19 protein-coding genes and 2 pseudogenes are annotated in these 26,823 nt (G+C 53.9%); 13 read left to right on the plus strand and 8 right to left on the minus strand.

The genetic code is table 11. The features are described from left to right. Window positions 1–180: 180 nt before the first annotated feature. Together HW561_RS22140 and HW561_RS22145 are read right to left on the minus strand one after the other, a co-directional pair. Window positions 181–936 carry a hydrolase gene (locus HW561_RS22140; RefSeq protein ID WP_176867530.1) on the minus strand — a complete coding sequence of 252 codons (756 nt, stop codon included), beginning with the start codon at window positions 934–936 and terminating at the stop codon, window positions 181–183. A 26-nt stretch (window positions 937–962) separates the two neighbouring features. Continuing rightward, window positions 963–1,394, minus strand: a complete 432-nt coding sequence (locus HW561_RS22145; RefSeq protein ID WP_176867531.1) for a VOC family protein — start codon at window positions 1,392–1,394, stop codon at window positions 963–965. An 85-nt stretch (window positions 1,395–1,479) separates the two neighbouring features. Between HW561_RS22145 and HW561_RS22150 the strand changes: the two genes are divergently transcribed. Then, window positions 1,480–2,376: a LysR family transcriptional regulator gene (locus tag HW561_RS22150; protein WP_176867532.1), complete on the plus strand. Its 897-nt coding sequence runs from the start codon at window positions 1,480–1,482 to the stop codon at window positions 2,374–2,376. 166 nt (window positions 2,377–2,542) lie between these two features. Here the strand turns inward: HW561_RS22150 and HW561_RS22155 are convergent, their stop codons facing one another. Continuing rightward, window positions 2,543–3,496: a LysR family transcriptional regulator gene (locus HW561_RS22155; protein ID WP_176867533.1), complete on the minus strand. Its 954-nt coding sequence runs from the start codon at window positions 3,494–3,496 to the stop codon at window positions 2,543–2,545. Window positions 3,497–3,536: 40 nt separating this feature from the next. Here HW561_RS22155 and HW561_RS22160 point away from each other — a divergent pair, with 40 nt between their 5' ends. Genes HW561_RS22160 through HW561_RS22180 form a run of 5 tightly spaced genes read left to right on the plus strand, consistent with a single transcriptional unit; the run spans window position 3,537 to window position 7,013 of the window. After that, window positions 3,537–4,229, plus strand: a complete 693-nt coding sequence (locus HW561_RS22160) for a pirin family protein (protein WP_176867534.1) — start codon at window positions 3,537–3,539, stop codon at window positions 4,227–4,229. A 30-nt stretch (window positions 4,230–4,259) separates the two neighbouring features. Continuing rightward, entirely contained in the window at window positions 4,260–4,898 is a 639-nt protein-coding gene (locus tag HW561_RS22165; protein WP_176867535.1) for an isochorismatase family protein, read from the plus strand. Between the two features lie 56 nt (window positions 4,899–4,954). Beyond that, window positions 4,955–5,890, plus strand: coding sequence for a glutathione S-transferase family protein (locus HW561_RS22170; RefSeq protein WP_235963035.1), 936 nt, complete (start codon window positions 4,955–4,957; stop codon window positions 5,888–5,890). Then, window positions 5,887–6,429, plus strand: coding sequence for an antibiotic biosynthesis monooxygenase (locus HW561_RS22175; protein ID WP_176867536.1), 543 nt, complete (start codon window positions 5,887–5,889; stop codon window positions 6,427–6,429). Before HW561_RS22170 ends, HW561_RS22175 begins: the two co-directional genes overlap by 4 nt. Window positions 6,430–6,446: 17 nt before the next feature. Then, entirely contained in the window at window positions 6,447–7,013 is a 567-nt protein-coding gene (locus HW561_RS22180; RefSeq protein WP_176867537.1) for a hemerythrin domain-containing protein, read from the plus strand. A 43-nt stretch (window positions 7,014–7,056) separates the two neighbouring features. Here the strand turns inward: HW561_RS22180 and HW561_RS22185 are convergent, their stop codons facing one another. Beyond that, window positions 7,057–7,245, minus strand: a complete 189-nt coding sequence (locus tag HW561_RS22185) for a hypothetical protein (RefSeq protein ID WP_176867538.1) — start codon at window positions 7,243–7,245, stop codon at window positions 7,057–7,059. Window positions 7,246–7,408: 163 nt separating this feature from the next. Between HW561_RS22185 and HW561_RS22190 the strand changes: the two are divergent. Both HW561_RS22190 and HW561_RS22195 read left to right on the plus strand, forming a co-directional pair. After that, window positions 7,409–8,562 (plus strand): annotated as a pseudogene (locus HW561_RS22190) (IS3 family transposase). Between the two features lie 120 nt (window positions 8,563–8,682). After that, window positions 8,683–9,363: an IS6 family transposase gene (locus tag HW561_RS22195; RefSeq protein ID WP_176867539.1), complete on the plus strand. Its 681-nt coding sequence runs from the start codon at window positions 8,683–8,685 to the stop codon at window positions 9,361–9,363. A gap of 333 nt (window positions 9,364–9,696) precedes the next feature. Here HW561_RS22195 and torT read toward each other — a convergent pair whose 3' ends face one another. Continuing rightward, the gene (gene torT / locus HW561_RS22200) at window positions 9,697–10,737 is read right to left on the minus strand and encodes a TMAO reductase system periplasmic protein TorT (protein WP_211198739.1); all 1,041 of its coding nucleotides are present in this window, start codon (window positions 10,735–10,737) and stop codon (window positions 9,697–9,699) included. On the opposite strand from torT, the gene HW561_RS22205 reads away from it, so the two are divergent. Then, complete coding sequence (locus tag HW561_RS22205) at window positions 10,736–13,492, plus strand: ATP-binding protein (RefSeq protein ID WP_176867541.1); 2,757 nt, start codon at window positions 10,736–10,738, stop codon at window positions 13,490–13,492. The two genes, torT and HW561_RS22205, sit on opposite strands and share 2 nt — an antisense overlap. Here the strand turns inward: HW561_RS22205 and HW561_RS22210 are convergent. Further along, window positions 13,465–14,169: a response regulator gene (locus HW561_RS22210; protein ID WP_176867542.1), complete on the minus strand. Its 705-nt coding sequence runs from the start codon at window positions 14,167–14,169 to the stop codon at window positions 13,465–13,467. The genes HW561_RS22205 and HW561_RS22210 overlap by 28 nt on opposite strands. Window positions 14,170–14,321: 152 nt before the next feature. On the opposite strand from HW561_RS22210, the gene HW561_RS22215 reads away from it, so the two are divergent. The 3 genes from HW561_RS22215 (at window position 14,322) to HW561_RS22225 (ending at window position 19,316) form a co-directional block, all read left to right on the plus strand. Then, on the plus strand, window positions 14,322–16,991 hold the full coding sequence (locus HW561_RS22215; RefSeq protein ID WP_176867543.1) for a molybdopterin-dependent oxidoreductase: 2,670 nt from the start codon (window positions 14,322–14,324) through the stop codon (window positions 16,989–16,991). A gap of 222 nt (window positions 16,992–17,213) precedes the next feature. Further along, the gene (locus HW561_RS22220) at window positions 17,214–17,882 is read left to right on the plus strand and encodes an IS6 family transposase (protein WP_176867544.1); all 669 of its coding nucleotides are present in this window, start codon (window positions 17,214–17,216) and stop codon (window positions 17,880–17,882) included. Window positions 17,883–17,963: 81 nt separating this feature from the next. Further along, window positions 17,964–19,316: a metallophosphoesterase family protein gene (locus tag HW561_RS22225; RefSeq protein WP_176867545.1), complete on the plus strand. Its 1,353-nt coding sequence runs from the start codon at window positions 17,964–17,966 to the stop codon at window positions 19,314–19,316. 849 nt (window positions 19,317–20,165) lie between these two features. Here the strand turns inward: HW561_RS22225 and HW561_RS22230 are convergent. After that, a pseudogene (locus HW561_RS22230) lies at window positions 20,166–20,660 on the minus strand (IS110 family RNA-guided transposase); the annotation flags it as partial. 362 nt (window positions 20,661–21,022) lie between these two features. On the opposite strand from HW561_RS22230, the gene HW561_RS22235 reads away from it, so the two are divergent. Then, the gene (locus HW561_RS22235; protein WP_176867546.1) at window positions 21,023–24,376 is read left to right on the plus strand and encodes an AAA family ATPase; all 3,354 of its coding nucleotides are present in this window, start codon (window positions 21,023–21,025) and stop codon (window positions 24,374–24,376) included. Between the two features lie 287 nt (window positions 24,377–24,663). On the opposite strand, the gene HW561_RS22240 is transcribed toward HW561_RS22235, so the two are convergent. After that, window positions 24,664–26,541, minus strand: a complete 1,878-nt coding sequence (locus tag HW561_RS22240; protein ID WP_176867547.1) for an adenylate/guanylate cyclase domain-containing protein — start codon at window positions 26,539–26,541, stop codon at window positions 24,664–24,666. Window positions 26,542–26,823 lie beyond the last annotated feature (282 nt).

Genomic DNA, 26,823 nt, shown 5'->3' on the forward strand with positions numbered 1-26,823 from the left:
TCACAGATCTCCTGTGATCCTATCGGGAGCTCGACCTCAGAACAGGGTCAGCCCAATTACGCATGCTTTGGGCCGTCACTGGTCGCTTTTTCATGGCGCAGAGAACGGCAGTGGGTAGACGCAGATGAATTTGATCGAAGCAGAGTAGGTCAGGTGCCGAAGCACCTGACTTGCTGAGGATTACCAGGTCGTATCAGGGTCAACTTTGAACAGATGCTCCATGAACACTCGGGTGACCGCTTGCAGTTTGTCGCTACGGGCATGGTCACGTTGCAGTTCTGCCGGAACGACGTTCCAGGTGATCGGCTCAACGCCGGCTTCGATCATGCGACGCATACCGTTTTCATGGCTCAACTGGGAGATTGAGCCGACGGCGTCCTCGGGCACGTAAACGTCATAACCAGATTTCTCAGCTTCAATCGCTGGGTATGCCAGGCATACGTCAGTCCACAGGCCACCCATGATCAGCTTCTTCCGCCCGGTTGCTTCCACAGCGGCAACAAACTCGGGCTCTTCCCAGGCATTCACATTGGTCCGGTCAATGAAAACAGCGTTCGGAGCCAGTTCCTTAAGTTCCTCGATCATCGGATCATAGCCATTCAAGCCGACGGCAACATGGCTGAAGATGATCGGGATGTCATAAATAACCGCGGTCTTGATCAGGCCAGTGGTGTTGTTGATCAACTCTTCGTGGTCGATATTTTTTACCCCAGCCAAAATCGGCGGCTGGTAGTCGATAAGGATCAGCGCCGAATTGGTTGGTGACAGAAACGGATCTTCGTCAGCATCCCGGATGGGTGTGCCCTGGTAGCCTTCGGGGTATGTTGCGACACCATCAACAGTTTTGATGGCCGACGTTTCCGCCAGCACTGGCAGTGCTGTGGCAGCGATGGTCAGGCTCAGGGCAGTTGCGAGGGGTTTGAGAGATAAGGTCATGAGAGTTTCTCCTTTGGATGTAGGGGTTAGCCGTGGACATGCTCGGCAATCAGTTGCGCAACTGACGGTCCAGGGCCAACGAGCTCCAGCACGTTGCGATCCGGATCGCGAATGAAGATGGTTTTGGTGCCGCGGAACTCACGACGGCCGGTGATGGCGATGTCGTTTTCAGTGATAAAAGTTTCGGTCGCCTGGGCATCTTTTACCTTGAGGGCCAGGTGGGTGATGCCGGGGTATTTCTCAACCTCGTCCATCAGAACGTTTTCACCAGCTTTTGCTGTGGCGGGTCCAAGCAGATTGATGTTTATCCCGGACGGGTGCAGCATCACCAGCGGATGACCGTTGTCGTAACCGCCATCAGCGATCATTTCGAACCCCAACAGTTCGTAAAACGAAACAGACGCGTCCCGGTTGCTGATCCGGATTCCGATGTGATCGAAGTTTCTAATGTCCAACATGGCTGAGCCTTTCCTTTGCTTGCCACAAAGGTAACTTTGCCTGTATCAAACTTTAATACCTCATCTGGAACGGCATCTATTCCAAATGGATCACAATAAAGACCTCTTTGACGGCATGGTTCTGTTCTGCACAGTGGTGGCGCAAGAAAGCATGAGTGCGGCTGCCAAAGTGCTGGGACACACACCCAGTCATGTCAGCAAGGAAATCGCGCGACTCGAAACGCGACTCGGCACGCGACTTTTGAACCGGACAACGCGGCGGCTCAGCCTGACGGAATCCGGGCGCATCTATTATGAAAACGCCCGCCGGATTGTGGAGGATGCCCGTGCCATGCAAGACCGGTTGCATTCCCTAGGTGACCGGCCCTTTGGGGAACTGCGGATGAGCGTTCCGGTGGTTTTTGCCCACGGTTGGCTGAATCAATGGTTGCCTGAATTTCTTGACCGCTACCCTGACGTTAACCTGCATCTGGACATATCTGAACGCCATTCCGATATAATCGGTGAAGGGATCGATTTGTTGGTGCGGATCGGGACTCTGCCGTCGTCTGATCTGGTGGCCCGGGAATTACTGAGCACACGGGGTCTCACGGTGGCATCCCCTTCCTACCTAAAACGCAATGGCATACCGCATCACCCGACCGACCTGAAAGATCACGACCTGATTGATTTCTCGTTTCATGGAGTAAATCAAAGCTGGGCATATGCAGGGCAGGGTGGAGAGGTGGTCACCGTACCAATTTCACCCAGGATACGATGTGACGATGCACACACCGAGAAAGTACTTGCTCTTGCAGGTTGCGGAATTACCCGATTGCCGGAAATTTCATGTCAGACCGAACTGGAGGCCGGAACACTGGTTCCCATACTCACGGCGTTCGAAAACCCACCGCTTGGCATTCATGTGATCTACGCCAGCCGTGAAAACCTGCCGGCAAAAACGCGTGCCATGATTGATTTCCTGGTCGAAAAGATCCGTTGAAATTGCGCCCCTTGCTGACTTCACGAAGTGAATTGACGGTTTCGTAGCTGACATCTTGAACCCAGTACAAAACATTGGCGCGGTCGCCGCGAAACTTCACTTTATTGCGCTATCCAGAATTGCAAAGTTTCGTCGTGAATGTCGGTTTTGGCGCCACTATCCATAATCAAGTCAAGTTTTCTGCAACTTGTCTTACATGGTCGATAAATGCCCGTTGTTTGAGAGTCGCGCCGCGACGGCTCGGATAGATCGCCGACAGAGGCACACTTGAAGCACACCAATTTGGTAGGACAGCAGAAAGAAGGTTGGAGGCGCACTCTGCGTGTACAACATAGGCCGGAAGCATCGCGATACCGCCGCCTGCGATAGCCAGGTTTCGAAGGGTTAGAAAGTCGTTAACGACAACATCCCCATTGGCCGCGAAATCTATGACTTCTCCGTCTCGCTGTAGTTTCCACCGGGAAGTTTTGAACCCGCTGCGCATTATCAAGCACCGATGGTGCTGCAGATCCCTGGGCGACTGAGGGTTGCCCGCACTGCGCAAATAGTCGGGGCTGGCATAGAGGCCAAAAGGAAACGTCCCTATGGCTTGTGACATCATTGAAGAATCCGGCTTTTCGCCAATGCGGAATGCCAGATCAAAGCCATCCTCAATCAAGTTTGCCCTTCTGTTCGTCAATTCCAGGATGACCTGCACTTTGGGGAACTGCTGGCCATAGGCCGCTATCGCAGGCGCTATGATTTGCTGTCCGACCAGTACCGAGGCTGACACCCGCAACTCCCCTGCCGGTTCGCCCAGACTTGTCTCAACAACAGCGTCGGCAGCATTGGCCTCTTCCACCATCAAACGACAGTAGTCGGCGTAACAAATACCGATCGAAGTCAGCCGACTGCTGCGGGTGTTGCGCTCGATCAATTGAACACCGAGGCGGTCTTCCAGCCGTGCAAGCCTGCGGCTGACGTTTGACTTCGGAAGCTTCATATTTTTGGCAGCACCGGTAATACTGCCAGCCTGCGCAATAGCTGCAAAAACGGCCAAATCGTTTAAGTCTCTATGTTCCATTTTTAGAACTTTATTTTGCTGTTTTGCATAATTGAACCACAATAAGAACAATCTCATATTCTGACCAAGCAATGCAACACGCTTGATTGGACACGCTATGACATCGCAAAGTTTGGAAATTCTGCACCGCGATACCCTGACTGAAGGCGGCTTCGCGGGCTTGAAGGAGCATCGTCTTGTAACTGGCAAAAAGCTCTGGGGTGACCGCGCCAATCCAGACGCGTGGGATGGCATCGGCAACTTTGTTTATCTGGCTGATGCGCGGTTCAATCCCAAAGGTGAAACGACCATGCATCCCCACAAAGAGATCGATGTGATCTCTGTCATGGTGGAAGGCCGTGTCGCGCATCAGGGGTCTTTGGAACACGGCGGATCGCTCGACACCAACGACGCTCAAGTCCAACGGGCTGGCGGCGAAGGGTTCAATCATAATGAAGTGAATCCCGAAGAGACCCAGAACCGAATGCTGCAACTTTGGGTGTTGCCCGAAGTTAAAGGCGAGCCAGCAGGATACAAAAAGTTCAGCCCGACATGGGGTGAGACAGTCCGTATCTATGGCGGTGAAATCGAAGAAATGCAGTCCTTCGCGGCCAAGACCACCATTGACGTGGCCATGCTTACCGCAGGTCAGAGCATCGAACTGACAACGCCTTACCTGGCCTATGTCGCCAAAGGAAATGGGCAGTTTGCATCAACAGATTTGACAGGTGGTGACCTAATCCGTGGTGCCAATGGCACCTTCACAGCCACGACCGACGTTCAATTCATTCTGGTCGGCACGCTTACCTAACCTCCTCAATTCAACAAAAAGGACACTCCCATGCCTGACAAATTCTCAGAATTCCTGACGTCAGATAACGCTGTATTGGCGATGATCGATCACCAGACTGGATTGCTCGCCAGTGTGCGTGACATTCAACCTGAAACCCTGCGCAAAAACATCAACGGCCTGACCAACATGGCCAAAACCGCAGGAATTCCATCAGTGGTCTCAGCATCCTTGTCCGAAGGTCCCAATGGTCCGATCCTGTCGGACATCACCAGCGTGCTTGGCGATACCGTGATCAACCGCGCTGGCGAAATCAACGCGTGGAAGTCGCCAGAATTCAAGGCCGCAATCGAAGCAACAGGTCGCAAGAAGGTCATTATGGCGGGCATTGTCACGGATGTTTGTTTGCTGTTTCCGGCTCTGTCGGCGGTTGCCGAAGGCTATGAGGTCTATGCCGTCGTTGACGCCTCTGGGACATGGGATGAAGTGACCCGCGATGCTGCCATGCTGCGGATGAGTCAGGCCGGTGTGAAAGTCACAACATGGGCCTCTGCCCTGGCCGAGGTTATGGACGACTGGCGCTCCAATCAGGGTTATCCGCTTGGCGGCGTTCTGGGCGGACACTCGGCTTACGGTCTCGTTTGTGAGAGCTACCTTGCTCAGCAAGCCCAGCAAGACTCTGCTGAGTAAAAGAAACAAAGACCCCAGTGGCTCATGCTACTGGGGCACCTAACCGGGAGGTCATGATGGCTGGTAGATTGATTGATGGCGTATGGACCCGCGAAGGCGATATTCTGGCATCCGAGGACGGGCATTATCGCCGTCAGGAAACCGATTTTCGCAACTGGATATCGACTGAGCCCGGTGCGAAGTTTGCGCCCGAAGTGGGGCGATATCACCTCTATGTTTGCTATGCCTGTCCTTGGGCGCACCGCACATTGATCATGCGGAGCCTGAAAGGGCTGGAAGATGCGATTTCTGTCTCTCCCGTTGCTCCCATCGTAAACCAAGACGGCTGGGAGTTCACCGATGCCGATGGTGGCTTCCCCGACCACCTTTCCGGCAAGAGGTATCTGCATGAAATCTATACACTCGCCGACCCCACATACACTGGCCGCGTAAGTGTTCCGGTCTTGTGGGACAAAAAGCTAAACACCATTGTCAGCAATGAATCCGCTGAGATTGCGCGAATGCTGAACTCGGCTTTCGTAGGCGTTGCAGGAAAAGACACCGACTTTGCACCTGAGGCGCTTCTGGCAGAAATCGACGAGGTGAATGACCTCGTTTACAGCAAGATCAACAATGGCGTTTACCGTTGCGGGTTTGCCGGAACTCAGAATGCATATGAAGAAGCAGTCACCGATCTGTTCTCGGCGCTGGACACGGTTGAGGCGCGGTTAGAAGGTAGCGGCTATCTGGTGGGTGGTCAGTTGACCGAAGCCGACTGGCGGTTGTTCACAACGCTGATCCGCTTCGATCAGGTCTATGTCGCGCTTTTCAAATGCAACATTCGACGGATTGCGGATTACCCAAATCTCTCGGCTCTGCGCAAGAAACTCTATGAGCATGGCGGTGTCGCCGACACGGTGAAGTTCGATCAGATCAAGACCCATTATTGGGCGAGCCTGCGCGGTGTAAATCCAAGCGGCATTGTGCCTGCTGGACCGGAGCTGGTGCTATGAGCGATTCAGTAACATTGGCGGTAACGGACCATGTCCCAATGGAGGCCAAGGCTCGCTACGAGGCGCTTGTCGAAGAACTGCATCGATTGTTCGAAGCCCAGAACGGCTTCTTGTCAGTCGATACCGTGCGGCACAGCCGCCCGCATCAGGTCGAGTACACCGTGTTGTCGCGGTGGTCTGATGAAGCCGCTGTGACGCAGTGGCGGGAAAACCCAGCCATTCGCGAGAAGTTGACCCAGATCGAAGCCATTACAGGTGGCCCCGCGCAGCATGTGCAGGCCATTGGTTTAGGGATGTGGGTGGATCATGCGGAGGGATCGGCCCCACATTTGCCACCAGCATGGAAGCGCACGGCCATGAGCGCCGCTGCCGTCTACCCGATGTTGATGCTTTTGATGGCGCTGAGTTCATCCATCATTGGTGGCTTGCCGCAGTTTCTTCAGGTCTTGATCATCGTGATCGTTCTGTCTGCACTCTTAACGTGGCCCATCATGCCGTGGCTCAGCAATTTGCTGCGCCCTTGGCTCATGGCAAAGTGATTCAGAAAGCTACGACAATGCTCCTCGATTATGATCTGCCCGAGTATCATGTCAGCAAACGCAAACGGTTTCCATCTTCGGTCAAAGAAACGTTGCTAGAAAGCACGCGATCTGAATGGAAAGATCATCCGCGTTTTGGTGGCAAAGCGAGCTTCTTTATGTCGATCCATCGCAACTTGCTGGATGGTGCTGCACAGCTTTCGCGCGGGATTGAACAGCTGCTAGACGTGCCTGCCAGTGATGTTAGCGAGGCCGTCATGCAGATGAACTTGCTGCCGTTTGCCAAGAACCTGATCGGATTTGCACATCATCACCATGAGATCGAAGATCATGGGTACTTCCCGCAGTTTGGTTTGATGTACCCTGAACTCAATCGTGGGTTGTCCCTTCTGGATGGCGATCACAAGGTGTTGGACGCGGCTCTGGATGACACGCAAGTGGCACTCGATAGATTGGACAGCAAAATGTTTACACGAGATCAACTTGCGAATCTGCACGCCGGAGGCCAAGCATTGGAAAGCATCCTCAACCGCCATATCTGGGATGAAGAAGAAATCATTATCCCAATTTTCTTGAGGCATTGAACTCGCTTAACGGAAGGTCGATTTTTGTCCGCTTCTTGCCATTTTATGCCCCACGCAGCGAATGGCCACTGCTCTTCATGTTTTCGCCGCTGAACAGCGGCATCAGCCTGTTGATCAGTTCGTCCGGTGAGAGCCGATGCGCCAAGTCGGCAAGTTCGGGCTCACTGTCCGGGCTGACCGGTGCCAGGTTCAAGAGGTTGCCGAGGTTGTTCGCAAAGCTTGGTGCTTTCACCGTTTCGATTGCTCGCGTTAGCTGGCGGTCTTCGGCTGTTTCCTCGCCATCGGCAGTTTCGCGCGGATCTTCGAAGGGATCTGTGAGCTACTCCCTGAGAATCGGACACTGACGTAGGCTACGATTTGTTGTCTGCTGATCTTCGACGAAGAGGAGATCAGAGATGTCGAAACGGAAGAACCATTCGCCTGAGTTCAAAGCCAAAGTTGCGCTTGAGGCATTGAAGGGCGAGCGGACGGTTGCTGAGCTGGCAAGCCAGTTTGGCGTTCACCCGACGATGATCCACAGCTGGAAGCGGGCGCTGCTTGAAGGCGCGTCTGGCGTGTTCGAGCGTGGCGGCAAGAAAGCCCCTGAGATTGACGAAGAACAGGTCAAAGAGCTCCACGCCAAGATCGGGGAGCTGGCCGTCGCCAACGATTTTTTGTCACGAAAGCTCAAACCGTGGATCGGCAAGTGAGGCGAAAAATGATCGAGCCTGCCAATGCCAATCTTCCTATTGGCAAGCAATGCACGCTGTTGTCGATCTCGTGGTCATCATTCTACTATCAGCCCAAGGGCGAGACAGCTCTGAATCTGATGTTGATGCGGCAGATCGACGAGCAGTTTCTGGAAACGCCCTTCTTTGGTGTTCGGCAGATGATCTGGCATCTTCGCAACCAAGGCCATCTGGTGAACGAGAAGCGCATCCGTCGCCTGATGCGGCTGATGGATTTGATGCCGATCTATCAGAAGCCCAACACCAGCAAGGCGGCGAAAGGGCACAAGACGTATCCATATCTGCTGCGCGGTTTGCGGGTGGATCGACCCAATCAGGTCTGGGCCGCAGACATCACCTATCTGCCCATGCGACGAGGGTTCCTATATCTGGTGGCGATTATGGACTGGCACACACGCAAGGTTCTGGCGTGGCGGATATCGAACACGCTGTAGGCCGACTTTTGTGTCGACGCGCTGAATGAGGCCATCCACCGTTTCGGCCCGCCTTAGATCATGAACACTGACCAGGGCAGCCAGTTCACATCATTTGTCTGGATAGACCGTCTGCGCCGATCCGGTGTGCGTATCTCAATGGATGGCAAGGGTCGGTTCCTTGATAATATCTTCGTCGAACGGCTCTGGCGGAGCCTGAAATACGAATGCGTCTACCTGCACGCCTGGGAGACCGGATCAGAGGCAAAAGCGGGCGTCAGGAAATGGATCGAGTTCTACAACCGCAAACGCCCCCATTCCGCACTTGGCGGCAAACCGCCCGCCGTGGTCTATTGGCTGAGAAAAGACAAAAACCAAACCGATCAGCAGGAGCAGAGAGTAGCTTAAACTACGCAGAAGCCTGCCCAACAAATGGGGAGTAGCTCACTGTTGCAAAGTTTTGACCATTGACCTTCGTGGCGATAGCGCCTGTGTGGCAAACGGCATTTTCCAGTTTAAGGTTGGTCTATGATTTCTTTCAAAGGTGCTCAGTATCCGAAGGATGTAATCCTGTTCGCGGTCTTCTTTTATGTCCGCTACGGTGTCTCCTATCGAGACCTGGAAGAAATCATGGACGAGCGTGGCGTATCGGTTGATCACACCACGCTGAACCGCTGGGTGACAAGATACTCAGGCGCGATTGCCGACGCAGCGCGCAGACGTAAGGGATCTTGTGATCGATCTTGGCGAATGGACGAAACTTACATCAAGGTAAAGGGATCATGGGTTTACCTTTACCGTGCTGTCGACAAATACGGCAAAACACTCGATTTCATGCTCTCGCAGCGCCGGAACAAGCCGGCCGCCACGAAGTTCTTCGCTCGAATGTTAGAGGTCAACGGCTTTCCCAGAAAGATCGTCATCGACAAAAGCGGCGCCAACACAGCGGGCATCAAGACAATCAACAAGATGCTGAAGGGCTTTGGATGTCCGATCCCAATCGAGATGGTAAGGCGGAAGTACTTGAACAATATCGTCGAGCAGGACCACCGTTTCATCAAACGACGAACCCGCCCGATGCTGGGTGTCAAGTCGTTTGTATCAGCATCAGCTACCTTGAGCGGAATCGAAGTGGCTCATATGATCCGCAAAGGTCAAATCACACCCGGACTCTGTCCATTTCTACAGTTCGCAGAACTGGCCGCCTAACCCATCGGCACAAAAGCATGATTCCGAACAACCGCAAACTTTGCAACGGAACCCCTACCCATCACATTCAGCCGGCCTCCGCAAACGGGTTACCGAAAACGCGATCACCGGCTGGAAACTGCGGACATTAGCTGCACCTTGGTCGAACTGGAAAGATGCGGACTTTCCCGACTTTTGCTGATACAGCTATTGCTAGCGCAGAAATTGTTCGCATCCGCAGAAGCGGATTTTCGGTGATGCGGCGGATATCACCTAACCGGCCCTTCAATAATGCAAAAAATCGGCGAAATCCAAACCTAACACCTTGTGTTTCACCAATTTCTCTTGATCACCCTATTCGATATCAAGTCTGAAATCTGCCGGCGAAAGATCGATGTTAACGATGTGCTCCGCGCCACTAACCGCAAGCTCGATTTCTGGACCGATGACCTCTGTAGTATGGCGGCCCTTTTGGGCACTTAGCGCGACACTTATTCCCATTCTGCCTTGTTGGACTGGATCATCGAATGCGACGGCATCAACAGCTTTACTAAGAAGGCCTCTGTACACAGAGTGGCTGATATAGGTCGAAACAAGGGATGGCGAGATTGCCTCGGAGTTTGCGACCAGACCCATCGCACCCTCAATCGCGGGGGCGCTGCCAATTATGAGATCGATATCAGTGAAGCGGTTTAGCACTGCTTCAACCTGCACCAGCTGCTCTCTCATACCCGTATCAGAGCGCCCTGTATGGAGTACAACAACCGAAGATTCTTTTAACCCTTCTTGAAGCCCCGCCTCCAAAATCGGAGACCATCCCGAATCCAACGAACCAGTAATCAGTGCAGCCGATATTGGAACGGAGTTCTTCGGGTGGATGGCAGCAAGATACTGACCGATCGCAACCCCCATATCGTGCCAATCCACACCAACCGCACCGCTAAGGTGTGGGGATCGAAGCTCATTTACCAAGGCCACCACTGGAACGAGTTTTGACGTCCGTTCAACGGCATCTAATAATGCGGGGTCATCCGCTGAAACAGCGCCAAAAAGAATGGCGTCCGCTCGGGAATTTACGCAGTCTTCTAGCAGGGTGATTTGCCGATCAAGTGTGTGATACCCGCCGGATTCATAAATCAGCAATTCGGTCTCGGTCTTCAAAGCCTCTTGCTTCAACCCATAACCTACGCTTAGCCAATATTCGTCCTTGAAATGCGGAACCACGACGCAAATGCGCCGCGCCATTTGTTGTTTCGCCGTTGCAGGGCGCGCGAAGTTGAATGCACTGGTAAGCAATACCAGCGCACCGATTGCAGCGCCTAAGAATGGTGAATATGGTTTTCCCATGCAGAATACTCGGTTCGATAGACAGCTTCTAAGAATTTTCGCGTTCATGGTCGGGCTAACCATATTGGCAAGCCTGATTGCGGTTAGTGCAAACAGCTATCTGTCCACGCAACAACGCGCTTTGATACAAGACAAACTTCCAACCGGTCCGTTGGTTCGTAAGATTGTTGACGCATCGGGCCTTGTCTCAGCACTTGCGCCTTCATTTTCAGATGTGGGCAGTGAAGCCGAGCTTGAACGGTTAACCACGGCACTTGAGCAAGAGATGCGCGTGTTGCGAGCAGACCTGACAACCCTAGAAGACATCTTTCCAAACGCCAACCGCGACGCTGATGCGAAAGCGCTCACGGATTTGAACTCGACCATCAACAATCTTGTGTCTTTGGCGAGTTCACGGCTTAAACTGCAGAGCGAATTGGAAATGGGCCAAGCACGGACGACGCAGACAGTCTCTGATCTGACTGATTTGCTGTCAGGGCAAACGGATATTGCCCGCGTCGGCATCACCGCCACCATCGCAGAACTCTATAGCAACGACGGCAATACCTCTCAAACACTCAGCAAACTGGCTGATGTGGATTTCTTTACATACGACCGGCATTTGGAACTTAGTCAGTCGGTTGAGAAGGCAGGCTTCCTGTTGGTGCAAGTCCCTTTTCAAGAGGATACGGCCCAGCTCCAATCACTTTCGAAAGAGGTTTTTGCTGAGCTTGAGTTCGCGGCGAGGCGGACAAGATTTCTGTCGTCATACGCTGCTAAGATCCGCGCCAGAGAACTACTGGCAATTCTGAACGAAAACTTGGTTGAAGACGGGAGCGTTGAACAGCAATCGCGGCTCCTATCTCAGACCGCTGAACTTGGTGATCAAGTGGCCACGCTCCGCGAACGCACTGCGCACTTGAATGAGATCACTGAAAGACACTTGCTGGCGGTCCGTGCCGAAATTCTAAGCTCCCAATCCAAGGCCCAGAGGCTTGGACGCAATATCGCGTTTGGTCTGATGGGGGTGTTGGCATTGATTGGGTTAGCCGCAGTCTATTCGTGGCAGTTGGCACGGCGCAATGTGGTCAATCGACTGCGTGGTGTGGCAGAGCACATCGAAGCACTGGCGCAAGAGGATTACGCCCGCGATATCCCGGTCACAGGGCCTGACGAAATCGGCCACATGGAAGTAAGCCTACATGTCTTGCGCCGCCGCGCGGCGCAGGCGCGCCAACTTAGGGATGATCTGGAAAGCACCGTCAAAGAACGCACACGACAGATCGCGACCGAGATGGAAGCCCACGACGTTGCGCGCAGCGAAGCCGAAGCCGCCAACCGTGCAAAGTCCGAGTTTCTAGCGATGATGAGCCATGAAATCCGCACCCCATTGAATGGGGTGATCGGTATGCTGCGGCTGCTGGAAAGCGAGATTACGGAAGCGGACTCCGCCGACCGTCTGACAACGGCGCGCGTGTCGGCAGAAGACCTGTTGCGTCTGACCAATGACATTCTTGATTATGCCAGCACTGAAAATCGCAGGCTGGAATTGCAAAACAAGCATTTCGCTCTTCGTGATTTGGTCGGGCAATTGGGTTCATATCTTGGGGTTGGGGCCGAGGCGAAGGGGCTGGCGTCCTCGGTTACGTTGATGCCGGACGCACCTGTGGCTCTGTTGGGCGACCTTTCCAAAATCCGACAAATCGTGGTGAACCTTCTGTCCAATGCCGTCAAATACACACTCGAAGGTCGCATCGACATGACCATCGATCATGCGATTGAGTCTGACAGCGGCCAGCCTGTACTCTCATTTGCGGTCACAGATACCGGAGTTGGCATCAAGGCCGAAGAGATGGGATACATTTTTGACGCGTATGGGCGAGGGCATATGCGGGATGTGGGCGAAATTCAGGGTATGGGCCTTGGGTTGTCCATCTCGCGTAGGATAACGGAAATTCTGGGCGGGCTTCTGAGTGTCGAAAGCGAACCCGGTGTCGGATCATGTTTCACTCTGACCATACCGCTGGCAGAGGGAGACATCGCGCAGATCACCAAAACCAGTGACGCGGTGGTACGGGCGTCCTTCGACAAAACGGTTCTTCTGGTGGAAGACAACGCCGTGAATAGAATGGTTGCTCATGGTTATTTGGAGCGTCTGGGGTGCCGCGTGATTGACGCGGAAACCGGAAAGGCTGCCTTAGAGAAAGTCCGTGAGGATAACATAGATCTGGTTTTACTTGATCTTGATCTGCCCGACATGAGCGGTCAGCAGGTCTCTGAAGGCATGCGGTCCAAGCTCTCAACATGCCCACCCATTGTCGCCCTGACCGCGCACAATATCTCGGACACCGCAGCCGAACGCCGCCGACTTGGCGTCGACGGAATTTTGACGAAACCAGCCTCGCCGCGTGAACTCAGCCGGTATCTTAGAGAAGATTCATCGGCACCTGACCAAGCTGAAACAGTCACGCTTGTTAGTTTGACAGAAGATCTGGAAGAACTTGGTCGCGAGACAACGGCGGCAATCCTTCAAGAGTATGTTGAACAAGCCAAGCGCGGGCGCGTCGAGATCAATGAGGCCATTGAAGCAAAGGACTATACGCACCTTGAGAAGACGGCCCATCGCCTGAAAGGTGCGGCGTCCAACTTTCAACTGGAATCGCTGTGTCGCGAGCTGGCCAATCTGGAACAGATCGCCCGTGTAAACGGCGATGTCTCTGTTGTTAAGGAAAGCCTAGCCAAAGCGTTCAACCAATCCTCAATGGACCTCGACAATGCAATTCAGGTCCTTGGGCTTCAGATATCGGGCGGCGCGAACAAGTAACCCTCGCCATGCACTGTGATAATCCAGTCCGGATTTGAGGGGTTCGTTTCAATCTTTTTGCGCAGTCGTCCCACCAAGACATCAATCGTTCGATTGTCCGGATCCCATTGGCGATGCTGGATCAAATCGAGCAAGCGATCACGAGACAGGATCACGCCCGGATGCCGAAAGAAGGCATGCAGTAACTCGAATTCTGCGCGTGTGAGGGGTTCGATCGTTCCACTTTCATCTACAAGGCGTCGCCGCAGATGATCCAAAGTCCATCCACCAACTTGGGCAACGGGTTCTACCTTCTGTCGCACTTCGGACAACTCACTGATCCGCGCCAATAGGTTTTTGATCCGAGCAAACAGCTCGCGCCTGTCGAAGGGCTTGGTGACGTAGTCGTCTGCGCCCATTTCCAGCCCGATGATCCGGTCAATCTGATCGTCACGGCTGGTCAGCAAGATGATCCCGACTTTTGACGCTGCACGCTGTTCGCGTGTTATGGTCAGGCCGTCCTTGCCCTCCATATTGATATCGACAAGCAAAAGGTCGGCTGGATCACGGGCGATGACCTCTTCCATCTGGCCCGCATTCTCTGCTTCGCTGACCCGATACATCTGCTTGCGAAGCGAAGCTGCCAACCGCTTACGCGTGACCGCGTCATCTTCGACTATGACAATGTGCTGGGCCATAGCGGGGTTCTAATCCTTGCTGGGATCGTTGCTCCATCCCTTTTTACATTCTTTTACAAGTTCGAACAGCCTGTTGATGTGGTGTGGAAGACTGGTTCACAGACGCCAAGTAGAGTCAGTGGTGAACATCAATTGTCGCACAGGAGGTCACCATGACTTTTGCCAACCCAAGCCGCCGCGCATTCCTTCACGGGGGTGCTGCCGCATTCGGCTCGGCCAGCTTTTTGGGATCAACCGCGCTTGCCGCGATCGACCCAAACTCGTTCGCCGCACGTACTTTCCACGCCAGCCACTTCGGCCCGTTTGAAGCGGTCGTCCGCGATGGTAAGCTGGTCGGTATCAACACCATGATGGAGCTCGATGCCCGGCCAACTGAAATGCTGGCCTATGGTGTGAAAGACCGCACATATGACAAGACACGGATCAACTATCCGATGGTTCGCAAATCCTATCTTGAGGGTTGGGAAACCGGTGACACCAAGCCAGAATTGCGTGGCAAAGAAGAATGGGTCAAAGTTGATTGGGATACAGCTTGGAGCCTTGCCGCCAAAGCCATGCTCGACACTGCAACCAATCACGGTAACGAAGCCATCTTCAGTTCGTCCTATGGCGGTTGGTCCAACGCGGGCGTGTTCCGCCCCAACGTTCTTCAGGGTCGCCTGATCAATCTGATGGGCGGTTGCACCAACACCGCAGGTGACTGGTCGGCCGGCGCTGGTCAGGTGATCATGCCCCACATCATCGGTGATATGGAAGTCTATTCAGGCCAGTCCGCATGGGAAACCATCCGAGACAACACCGAATTGTTTGTGCTTGTTGGCTGTGACCCGATCAAAAACAACCGGATCGAATACCGCGTGGCCGACCACGGCATGTACGCGCACTGGGAAGAAATCCGCGACAATGGCGTGAAGTTCCTTTCGATCAACCCGCAGAAAACCGCCAGTGACGAATATCTGAACGCCGAATGGAAACGGATCATTCCGAACACCGACACCGCTCTGTTTCTGGCGATGGCCTACCACGTGCTGGAGAACGGTCTGGAAGATCGCGCCTATATGGACAAATACGCGGTCGGTGCTGACAAATGGATCGCTTATGTCAAAGGCGAAACCGACGATACGCCGAAAACGCCTGCTTGGGCCTCGGCCATCACCGGTATGGATGAACAAGAGATCAAAGATCTGGCCGAGCTTATTGCCGGTAAAAAAACCAGCTTTGGCGCGTCCTGGGCCATCCAGCGTGCGCAGCATGGTGAAATGGCTTACTGGTCAATCGTCAACTTTGCCGCCCTTCTGGGTAAAATCGGCAAACCGGGCGAAGGCGTCGGCTTCTCATGGCACTATGGGAACGGCGGCATGCCGCAAGGTGGTAACGCAACCCCAGTGGGTATGAGCCAAGGTCGTAACTTCGTTAAGAAGATCGTTCCAGCCTCGCGCATCACCGAAGCGTTGGAAAATCCGGGCGTTGATTTCTTCTATAACGGCCAAACCAACACCTATCCGGACATCAAGCTGATCTTCAACGCTGGTAACAACTTCATGTCGCACCAGCAGGATACAAATCGTCTGATCCGTGCGTTAGGTAAGGTAGAAACCATCATCAGTGTTGACGTTTGGTGGACCGCTGCAACCCGTTGGGCCGATATCGTATTCCCAGCAGCCTCGACGCTGGAACAGGACGACATCACTTCGGGTGGCACCTACTCCAACGACCGCGTCTATGCGATGAAGAAGGTGATCGAACCCATCGGCGAAAGCCTGCCGGATTACGAGATCTTTGAAGGTCTTGCCGACAAGCTGGGTCTATGGGCGCAGTTCACCGACAGTGAAGACAAGATGTATCACATCAAACTGGCCTATGAAGCGTCAGGTGCAGCCAAAGATCTGCCGTTCGAAGAATTCTGGGAAAAAGGCTATGCCCGGATGCCAGTGCCGACAGAAGCCCGCGGCTGGGTTCGTCATGCGGCCTTAATCAACGATCCCGAAGGCAGCCCGCTCCACACAGCCTCAGGCAAGATCGAAATGTTCTGCGAAAACATCGCAAACATGGAGATCGAAGATTGCCCCGGCATGCCAATGTGGATGGAGAAACACGAATACTTGGGCAACGCCAAAGAAGGCCAGTTGCACGTCGTGTCGCCCCACCCATGGTTCCGCCTGCACAGCCAGATGGACCAATCGGAAACCCTACGTGGCATCTATAAGATCCAAGGCCGTGAACCGGTTCGGATCAGCGCTGAAGACGCCGCCAGCCGTGGCATCGAAGACGGTGATCTGGTCGAGCTTTACAATGACCGCGGCACCGTGATCGCTGGGGCGGTCGTCTCGAAGGATATCATGCCGGGCGTCGTCTCGATCTACGAAGGGTGCTGGCCATCGCTTGACAGCAAAGGTCGCTGCAACTCGGGTCTGGTGAACTTCCTGACGTCGACACAGCGTGCTTCCGGCCTGTCTGAGGCGACAACCGCCAACACATCGTTGATCGAAATGCGCAAATGTGAGGACGCAGAAGGTCCGAACATGGCCTACGAGAAACCTGCGATCATCGAAGATATGGAGCTTGCAGCTATCGACGACGAAGTGCTTGGACTTGATCGCCTCGAAGCTCTGACCAAAGCGCTTTATGCGGACATGACACCGGGCGAGAAGATGTTCTTCGAACGTTGCACCGTCTGCCACGCCCCGCGTGAAGTGACCCACTATACGCAACAGCAGTGGAAAGGTATCGTGCCATCCATGTTCGAGCGCGCAGGCCTTGACGACAGCGAACGCGAGCTTGTTATGGATTATCTGCTGACAAACGCTGCTGACGCGAACTGACGCGTGGCAATCACAGAAGGGCGGCCAAATTGTCGCCCTTCACCCCTTGTTCCCCCGTATGAAATGGAAGAACTGATGGGCTCGGTACAACTCGAGACAAGGGACAAACTTCATAGGCATATCTTCTACCCGACAGGGGATCTGTTGCAAAGTTTTGACCATTGACCTTCGTGGCGATAGCGCCTGTGTGGCAAACGGCATTTTCCAGTTTAAGGTTGGTCTATGATTTCTTTCAAAGGTGCTCAGTATCCGAAGGATGTAATCCTGTTCGCGGTCTTCTTTTATGTCTCCTATCGAGACCTGGAAGAAATCATGGACGAGCGTGGCGTATCGGTTGATCACACCACGCTGAACCGCTGGGTGACAAGATACTCAGGCGCGATTGCCGACGCAGCGCGCAGACGTAAGGGATCTTGTGATCGATCTTGGCGAATGGACGAAACTTACATCAAGGTAAAGGGATCATGGGTTTACCTTTACCGTGCTGTCGACAAATACGGCAAAACACTCGATTTCATGCTCTCGCAGCGCCGGAACAAGCCGGCCACCACGAAGTTCTTCGCTCGAATGTTAGAGGTCAACGGCTTTCCCAGAAAGATCGTCATCGACAAAAGCGGCACCAACACAGCGGGCATCAAGGCAATCAACAAGATGCTGAAGAGCTTTGGATGTCCGATCCCAATCGAGATGGTAAGGCGGAAGTACTTGAACAATATCGTCGAGCAGGACCACCGTTTCATCAAACGACGAACCCGCCCGATGCTGGGTGTCAAGTCGTTTGTATCAGCATCAGCTACCTTGAGCGGAATCGAAGTGGCTCATATGATCCGCAAAGGTCAAATCACACCCGGACTCTGTCCATTTCTACAGTTCGCAGAACTGGCCGCCTAACCCATCGGCACAAAAGCATGATTCCGAACAACCGCAAACTTTGCAACGGAACCTGTCCGCTTTGTCCTGCTGAACGCGCAGTTGATCAACTCGGGCCTGCCGGACGAGGCGCGTCAGGCCGAATGGCTCGAGGCCGAGCTGTCGTCGGCAACGGGCCGTGTCATGATAATGCTGCACCATCCGCCTTACCTGTGTTTTCCCGATGAGCCGTCCCACTACGATAACACCGATCCGCCGGGCCGCGACTGGCTGCTGGGTCTGGTCCAAAAGTACGGTGTCGAGGCGATGTTTACCGGGCACGCCCATAACTTCTGGTACGACCGTTTTGGCAAGACCGACTATTATCTTGCACCATCGACCTGTTTTGCCCGTCAGGACTATTCCGAGATGCTGCGCACCCTGCCGCCGGAAAACAGCGAGTTTGGCCGCAATGACGTCGACAAGTTGGGTTATTTCATAGTCAAGGTGTTTGAAAAGGGCCACACGGTTCAGTTCGTCCGGACTTTTGGCGAGGAACTGGCGCCCGGAGCCACGGCGGCCCCGTTACGTGACCTTGCCGTAACCCCGGTTGAAAACACCGCACCACGCATTGGATTCGACCTGCGCCAGAACTGGGCCGAAATTGCCGAGGTTTCACCGTCGGGTGGCCTGGACGAATTCGACCGCAAGCTCGTGCGCAACGACTATCCGCTTTTGGCACTGATCGAGATGGGCGTGCGCGACATTCGCATCCCGCTCGCCGATCTGCGTGATCCGGCGCGCTGTCAAAGGCTACGCACGCTGACCCATCTGGGGTTCCGGCCAACCATATTTGGCTTTGGCATCCCCTCGGAAAGTGATCTGAACCTGATCGGCGCGAACAAGGCTTTTCTGCGCGATTGGGAAATGACGCTTGATTGGGAAGCTATCTCGAAAATGCAAGATGACTTTGCGCGGTTGAACGCACGGATCGGCCTGCCCATTTACCTGTCGCGCATGCGATCCAAAAGCGATCTGCCGACGGGTTCGCTGTATTTCCACGTCATCAACCATGGGTTTACACCCGCAGACGCCGACCAGCTCTCCCAACTGGCCGCTCTGACCCTGCCCGGGGTCAAGGGCGCAGTGTTCCGGGTGGGCAACCAAATGCCGGTGGGCGAGACCTTGTCGCAGATCGACAGCATTGTGTCCGAGCGGCAGCTTCAAGCTTCGGCACATCTGCGGATTGCAGGTGACAACCCCGCAGAACCGCATGTTGACCACAACGAAACCTGCGCCCGCCATGCCGAGGCGTTGCAATTGGTCTCAAACTTAAAGGCAACGCGGTTGTTCAGTGACACGCTGGTAGACAATGATCGCGGATATTTTCCACGGCAGGGTGCCATCGACCGGGCCGGCAACCCGAACCCGCTGTTTGAGTTGATCCGAAAGGCCCACGTCCCGGGAAAGACCTAAAGTGACGCCGGGCCATAAGGCCTGATCTTGCCGAGATCGCGCTGCTGACCGGGTTGTTCTTCGGCGCGGGTATTACACTATGATCTTCATGGGTATGCTCCTGACAAAATTGCTGTGCCTGTTGGCCCGCCAAAGCGGCCCAACAGGACCGAGCGTGTGTGTGGACGCCTCCGGGAACGCAAGCAGAATCTGTCGGTGATTTTGGGAAATGCGGTCGAGTTCCTACGTGTGTCCGGCCTCTGGTTGCAACGCTGCTGGTTGCGGGCCCTTATGGATAGTTCGAAGATCAGGTCCAAATCATATTTGCGGGGTTTTTTGCTCCACACACGCTCCCTGGTTTTCCCGATCCCGTCATTCTCGACTGTCCGCTCATAATCCTCCGCTCAGATCTACCGCATTCCGGTTGACAGCTGGCTCTCCTCAGGCCGCCAGCTGAACTCGATACACATCCTCGTTCTTCATCACTGCCCAAGCCATCCGGGGCCATCTTGTTTGCCAAGGCAATGGCAACCAGCAGTTTTGGTTACCATCGGATCGTAGCAGAGATCAGACGGCCGCCGCCGAAGGCTTACGCTTAAGTACGATCCGGTCGCTGAAATAACACGTCGCGCTCAAAACTTCGCAACAGAGCCGCGCTCACGTCAATCTGAGCCGAAAGTTTGCGATCAAACTCAGTGATACCAAACTTACTCCTCTCTAAACGTTCTGGTGATCACATCATTCGCGGGTTTTGTCAGATATGATAAAACTGTGCGAGACTCGGTCCGGATATAGGCACGATTGACTCCGCGCTCCTGCCTGCCTTCGAGACTGCATTCTTGCAACGGCAATGCTCAGACGGTCTCTGTCCAGAACCGTCTTTGCAAACTTCACAGCTCTGCCGACCCCTTGCGCGATCACGATCCCGAACTCGCCCAATAGTCCGCGTAACATGTTGCTGAGCTGGGTCCGCTGACGCACGACCATGTCTCGGGCACGGTGGAGGAAAAGGACACCCTGCTGTTCCTCAGTCTTGATCGCGACAAAGCGCATCGTAGGGCGCGTTACGGCCTCACAGATCGCCCCTGCATCGATCGCGTCAGACTTTCCACGTTTGACGTAGGTCTTCACATACATTGCTGGCATCAGCCGGACTTCATGGCCCAGCTTTTGGAATTGACGCGCCCAGTGGTGGCTCGATCCGCAGGCTTCCATACCGATGAGACACGGATCAAGCTCTTCGAAGAACTGCAGCAGCTGAGCGCGCCTGATCGACCGATTGAACGCAACAGTTCCATCCGCTGTGATCCCGTGCACCTGAAAGATGTTTTTGGCCAGATCGAGGCCGACTGTTGTAACCTGCATTGGGTGGCTCCTTTCCTGGCAGTCGATAACAACTGCACTATGGCGCATTGCGACGCCGATGGAGCAGGAGCCAACCACCCCATCCGAAATGCCGGTTGCGATCGCAGCATCTTGACCCATTGGCCAACGGCAGGAATGGGCCGCGAGTTTCGGCCCAGTTCCGTGGACTAGACTGCTATGCTGCACTGTCTCCGGGGACTGATTTGGGCCCAAATTACCAATTGGCCCCGTGTCGCAGATTGAAATGTAGAATGCAGACGACGCAGTCCAATTCGACTCAAATCGAGCTCAAGAAAGTTAACCAGTTTCACCCTTTTTCATTCCTTCAATAGTTTGCTATTTTGCTCTGAAGAGAGGAAGATATGGCGAAATCCGTTGGTGATTGGCTGAAGGAACTCGAACTTGGCGCTTACGAACAGGCGTTCGAGGAAAACCAGCTATTAATGGAACATCTGCCGGACCTGTCTGAACATGACCTAAAAGAACTGGGTGTCTCTGCAATGGGGCATCGCAAGACACTGATGCGTGCCATCGCGGCCCTGTCCAACGAAAACGCTGAGGCAGCAAGCGTAAATCCGTCCATGACAGCATCATCCGACGATTCAAAGCATGCAGAACGCCGCCAACTGACAGTGATGTTCGTTGATCTAGTGGGCTCGACGGCGCTGTCAGGTGAACTCGATCCCGAAGAAATGCGTGAAGCGATAACCATCTTTCAAAACACAGTTGCCGGGGTGGTGACGCGTTACGATGGCCACATCGCCAAATATATGGGGGATGGCGTACTATGTTATTTTGGTTGGCCTCGTGCCCACGAAGATGACGCCGAACGTGCTGTTAGAGCGGGGCTTGCAATCATGCTGGCTCTCAAAGGGCTATCTGCAGCAAATGGGCAGGCACTCGTGGCGCGTTCGGGCGTGGCTACTGGCTTGGTGGTAGTCGGCGATTTGGTAGGGGAAGGTGCGGCTCAAGAAGAAGCCGTGGTAGGGGAAACGCCAAACCTTGCCTCAAGACTGCAGTCTTTGGCTGAACCGGGTCAGGTAATTTTGGCGGACTCCACACGCCAGTTGGTCGGGAGCGTCTTTAATTTCATCGACTTAGGTGAGCATGAACTGAGAGGCATTGCCGGCCTTACTAAGGCATTCGCGGCGCTCGGTGAGCACGTTGCGGAAACCCGTTTTGCTGCCCGGCAATCAAAACAACAATATTCGCTTGTTGGCCGCAAACAAGAACTAGCCCTACTTCAGGACCGATGGCTTCAGGCAAAGGCCGGCGAAGGTCAAATGGTTCTTCTTTCTGGTGAAGCAGGAATCGGAAAATCCCGCATTGTGAGCGACCTGATTGATGCTTTGTCACAGGAAGATTACGTGCGTATCATTTATCAATGTTCGCCTTATCACAGCGACTCTGCACTCTATCCAGCGGTACAGCAACTGACCCATGGGGCAGGTATAGCCAACAATGATGGCCCCGACACGAAATTGAACAAACTGGAGGCGTTGCTTGAAAAATCTTCGAGTGATGTTTCCGATGCTGCCCCGATAATTGCCAATTTGCTGGGTATCGAAGCTGATGGCCGCTATGGACCAGTGGCTCTTTCACCTCCACAACTTCGGGCAAAAACATTTGAGGTCCTGATCAATCAGCTTTTTGGATTGAGCCGAACTGCACCCGTGTTGTTTCTGCTGGAGGACGCCCACTGGATTGATCCGACAACCCTGGAACTGATCGAACAAACGGTATCCCGAATTGAACATTTTCCGGTGTTAATTCTGATAACCGCGCGCCCGACATTTTCCCATCCGATTACCGGGCACCCCATCGCGACACGCCTGACCTTGAACCGTGTGGGCCGCGAGCAGACACTGGCCATAGTCAACAACATAACCGGTGGCAAGATTTTGCCCCCGACGGTGCTTGAAGAAATCGTGGCTAGAACTGATGGCGTTCCGCTGTTTGTCGAAGAGTTGTGTAAGACGTTGCTTGAATCAGGAATGCTCCGCGAAACCGAAACCGCCTTCGAGCTGACAGGTTCTCTCGAGAATTTAGAAATCCCCAGTTCACTGCACGATTCGCTGATGGCCCGACTGGATCGCCTCCAACCGGTCAAGGAAGTGGCCCAGATGGCCTCGTGCATTGGTCGCGAGTTTTCGTTTGAGTTGCTTGCTTCGCTTTCGCCGTTGTCCCAAGACAAACTGAGGGACGCTCTCGAAAAACTCATCTCCGCTGAATTGCTTTTCCGCCGCGGTACGCCACCGTCGGAAAGTTACATATTTAAGCATGCACTGGTCCGGGATGCAGCCTATGAAAGCCTGTTAAAGTCGAAGCGCAAAGATTATCACGCCGATCTTGTCGATGTGTTGCAGGAAGAAGCGGGACCTGCTCCCGAGATCATTGCTCATCACGCTACACAGGCAGGATTGATAGATCTGGCCGCGGCCAGTTGGCTGATGGCCGGACGACTGGCTATCAGTTCTTGCGCTTTTAGCGAAGCTATCGCGAATCTGGAAAACGGCCTGGAGGTTTTAGCCGACCAAACCGACTCTTCTGAACGCCTGAACTTCCTGATTGAATTTCATTCAGCTTTGGGGGTGGCGACAATTTCATCGCTTGGTTATGGCTCTCCTGAGGTTCAGCAGCATTTCGAACGCGTTTTGGACCTCAGTCAGAAAACAGGGGATTCTTCAAAGCAATTCATCGCCCTACACGGTTTGTGGTGGTACTCCTTTACGGCCCAATCCGTCGAAAGAGCCCGAGAATTGGGTCTTGAACTGCTTTCCCTCGCCAAGCAATCTCAAAGGAATGACTGGGAAATTATGGCTTACCGTGCGTGTGGCTACGGGAGCTGGCTATCCGGTGACTTTGCGTCGGGATTGGAGACTTATAGGCATGGGGCATCGCTGTCAGATTCCTCCACTCAGGAAGAATTGGCATCGCGCTTTGGTGGAGCAGCGCCGGGAATTGCTCTCAACGCAGTGGGAGCTCATTGCCTTTGGAGCCTTGGCTGGCCCGATCAAGCATTGGAAGTTGCGCAACGCAATTTGGCATTGCTTCAAGAATTAAATCATGAAGTCAGCGAGTGCTTTGCCTATATTGTTCTAGGCCAGATCAATCAACAACGCGGTTCAGTTCTGGAAGTGAACCGGTATGCCGAACAAGTATTAAATGTTGCCGAAAGCCTTTCGTTTCCACTCTATGCGGGCTGGGCAAAACCTCTGTTCGGGTGGGCCAAATTCAAGGCAGATGCCAATGCAGATTGTTTAACAATGATCCAGGAAGGTATTCAGCTCTCGGACAATACGGGCACCATTGTTCTGGGAAGCAACTGGCGGGGTTTACTGGCTGAAGTCTGCCTTGATTTTGGAGAGTTTGATTTATGTGAAAAAACGTTGGATGAAGCTGAAGCCCTTCAGTTGAAATTGGGTGAGGGGCTATGGGCCGCCGAAATTTCACGGCTGCGGGGAAGTTTATGTCTGGCCAAAGGCGACGCTCAGCTTGGTGAGCGGTGTTACCAAAAGGCAATAGCAATAGCGCAAGAGCAAAAGGCAAAGTCCTGGGAACTGCGTGCCTCTACTTCCTTATCACGTCTGTGGGCAGAGGCCGGAGATCGCCAAAAAGCCAGGGATTTGCTGGACCCTTTGTATAACTGGTTCAGTGAAGGGTTCGACACAGTCGATTTGAGAGAAGCTCGTCAGCTTCTTCATGAACTTGGATAGCGATATTGTCCCGATTGATGCCACGAAACCTTTTTACAAAATTGAGGGCTCATACTGGCGAATAGTGTCGATAATACTGCGGCATGATCCGTTGCCGGCTTTACACAGAAAGCGGACTCTGCAAATTCGCCGTGAAATGCACAGCCTACCACAACGATTGGTTCTTGGGTTTATTGTGCGCGAAGAATGACTTAACTGCGGCGAACCATTGTGCGTTTGACTTTTCTGCATGGTCAATTTCTGGATTTACCCGTTGAGAATGAATTACCGCACATTACTGTTGGAGGTTAGTTTTCGCGGGGAAATTCCGGGACCCCTGCGGCTTTTGCCGCTTCATACAGCCTCGTCCGATTTTCCTCGGATTTCCAAGTTTCAAGATACCGCCATTCCGTTAGATTGAAATCCGGATTAGTTTCCAAATATTGCTCCACGAGCGCAGCGGCTTCTTCTGGCCTGTCAAGCAGCGAATAGGTCGCCGCCAAGAAAATTCTAGCCTGCCCCCTCGGTTTAATAGATGTTTTCGTCCAAAGGCGCACGACCTCTTCGTAGTTTCGGTTCATGAATTGCGCCAGAGCCAGAAACGAGACATCCCGGTATGTCTCCACGGGACTGAGACGTTTGGCGATCAACAGATAGTCCACGGCACTTGCAGCGTCCCCCGCAAACTGGAGATAGAAACCCATGAAGAGGTTAGCCTCGTAGCCGTTAGGTTCGAGGATAAGTGCCTGATGCACGGCGTCGACGGCTGCTTCTGCGTCGCCATTGGCGACATACACGCCTCCCAGAGCAATGTGCCCCCAAGCAAAATCCATGTCGAGTTCGATTGCCTTTCTGGCAAATTCTAGTGCCCGTGACAGGTGGGTTGATGGCGTGTCAGTGTATTGGAAACGCACCTGCACCGAGAGGTTGAAGGCGAGCCCGGCGTAGCCACCTGCAAAATTCGGGTCCAGTTCGATCACCTGCTCAAAGAGTTTCTCGCCGCGCAGGATATTATCCCTGCTTGGCACATCGACAGTGCGGCGCGCCTGCAAGAAAACATCGTAGGCGTCGATGTTCGTTGTGTACTTCTGATACAGCCTCTCGTTCTCGTTGGCTTTCAGCGTTACCGACAAGGCTCTTGCCACCTGCCGCGCGACCTCGGACTGAACCGCGAACACGTCTGTGACGTCGCGATCATAGCGCTCGGCCCAAAGGTGCTCTTCGGAGACCGCGTCTATGAGCTGTGTTGTGATCCGAATCTTCTCGTTGGTCCGCCTGACGCTGCCCTGCAGCACATAGCGCACACCCAGGTCTGCGGCGACCTGACGAACGTTCGCTGCCTGTCCTTTATAGGTGAAGGCCGAATTCGGTGCGATTACGAAAAGCCCGGATATTTTTGACAGATCGGTAATGATGTCCTCTGTAACACCGTCGGAGAAATACTCCTGCTCTGCGTCAGCAGACAGATTGTCAAAGGGAAGGACAGCGATTGATGGTTTGTCGGACAGCGCCAAAATGGCGTCGCTTGGATCGGTCGACCCGGCTTGATGCCACCACAATAAACCACCGCCAAAAAGTAGGCCGATTATCACTATGGCGGCCGACACGCGCCAAGGCAACTTCCGACTCGGACGACTGATTGCTGCCGGTGGGCTGCCGTCTAAGAGCACCTTGAACACCCAAACCGGCCGAGAGATGTTTTTGACCTCGACCTCGCCCAGGTCCTGCAGAGGATAGTCAAACTTGTCGCGCACCTGATCGCGAGCCGCTCGCGAAATGCAGACTCCGCCGGGATCGGCCAAACCCTCCAGTCGTGCCGCGACGTTCACACCGTCGCCGAAGACGTCGTCATCTTGCGCGATCACGTCGCCGAGATTTATGCCAATTCGAAACAGAATCTGCTTGTCCTCGGGCATTTCGGCATTTCGGGGTCGCATGCCTTCCTGTATCGCGACCGCACACCGCACCGCGTCCACAACGCTCGCGAACTCGACCAATAGTCCATCACCTGTGGTCTTCACCAGGCGACCTCGATGCTCGGCGATGCACGGGCCGATGAGGTCTTTGTGATGGGCGGTCATCGCAGCGAGTGTGCCTTCCTCGTCCTCGCCCATCAACTTGGAGTATCCCTCTACGTCAGCAGCGAGAATGGCGGCAAGATGGCGTTTGGGCTTTGCGTCGGTCATTCGTGAGGTTCACTTCCCCGGAGCATCCTGGCGGAAGTGTGGAGCAAACACCGCAAAATGTACATCGGGCCGCAAAATCCCTGTCGAGCGTCATCCGAAAGCCGTGGCGGGCGACGAAACTTCTGAAAGTGGCGCATCCTTCCAGTAGCCCTAATGGCAGGTTTCGGGATTGGCCGAGAAGATTGAACCATTGGCTCAACGGCAGCTTCTCTAATTGGGCGTTTGGGTCAAGCTCGTTTTCCTTCGTTTGAAGGGGGACCTGTCACTCATCCGGGTCACGCT

The sequence above is a fragment of the Ruegeria haliotis genome, assembly GCF_013377785.1.
Lineage (GTDB): Bacteria > Pseudomonadota > Alphaproteobacteria > Rhodobacterales > Rhodobacteraceae > Ruegeria > Ruegeria haliotis.